This window comes from Pseudomonas kielensis, assembly GCF_014236655.1.
Taxonomy (GTDB): Bacteria; Pseudomonadota; Gammaproteobacteria; order Pseudomonadales; family Pseudomonadaceae; genus Aquipseudomonas; species Aquipseudomonas kielensis.
In genome coordinates this window covers 1-942 of sequence record NZ_JACMYG010000089.1, presented here as the reverse complement: position 1 = coordinate 942, position 942 = coordinate 1, and the positions used below count along the sequence as shown (strand labels likewise).

1 protein-coding gene is annotated in these 942 nt (G+C 55.7%); it reads right to left on the bottom strand.

Annotated elements, in window-relative coordinates; all coding sequences use genetic code 11:
* Window positions 1–792: tetratricopeptide repeat protein (locus tag H7995_RS28115; RefSeq protein WP_185819327.1), on the bottom strand; the 792-nt coding region annotated here is incomplete at its 3' end.
* Window positions 793–942: the final 150 nt, after the last annotated feature.

Genomic DNA, 942 nt, shown 5'->3' with positions numbered 1-942 from the left:
TGCCGCGCGTTCCAGGTCTTCCTGTTGGCCGAGATAATTAAGTTCATCGGTAGGGAGGGGCTTGCGAAAGCCTGCGCTCAAAAAAGAAGCCGAAGTACTGTTACCAGCAACGACTCCAAGTTGGAAGGCTTCAAGCGCTTCCTGGTAACGCGATTTGCCCTGGAGATTGATACCTAATGCCAGAGCAGCCTCTCCATTGCCCTGCTCCGCGGCACAGCGGCGCATTTGCCGGGCGATGTCCGGGGCCATATCGCTCGGCGCCAGTTTCTCGCCCACATACGCCTGGGCTTGGGCATTACCGCTATCGGCAGCCTTGCGGTAGTAACGCAGGGCCATCTCCGGATCCTGCTTCAGCCCGGCCGAACCCTGTTGCAGGAAGATCCCGACAAAGTAATACCCCGTCGCCACACCTTCGCTGATCAGTCGTTGACTCAGACGCAAATGCTCATCGCCACGAAGCTGGAAATGCCCGCGCATGGCACCGTTCTGTAAATTGATATTGGCCTTGTAATGGCCGTTCTCGGCGGCAATGCGGTACAGGCGCTCGATCTCGACATCAACGCTTTTGTCCTGCTTGAGCTGATTGTTTTTCTGTAGCCAGCGGGCGTACTGAAACAGCACATCTGCCTCGGTGGAGGGCGCGGGGATTTGTTCGTGTACACAAGTAAAGGCCAGGTTGGCCTTGATCTCGGTGAGCGGATTCACATGAGGGTCCTTCTTCATATAGGTAAAGGTGCTGCGGCTGTCGCAAGCCGCCAGCAGCAGGCATGACAACAAAAGAACGCGGCGCATCAGTCGAGGTCCTTCAGCGTGGCTTTGTCGTAATAAAATTCGACGAGAGGGGCGTGCGGCGTCCCCATAATCTTTTCATTCTGGAGTTCTTTGTTTTTTTTGATAATTTTCTGCCACTCGTCGAACGCCTCCCCCGGATCATCCTGCGCG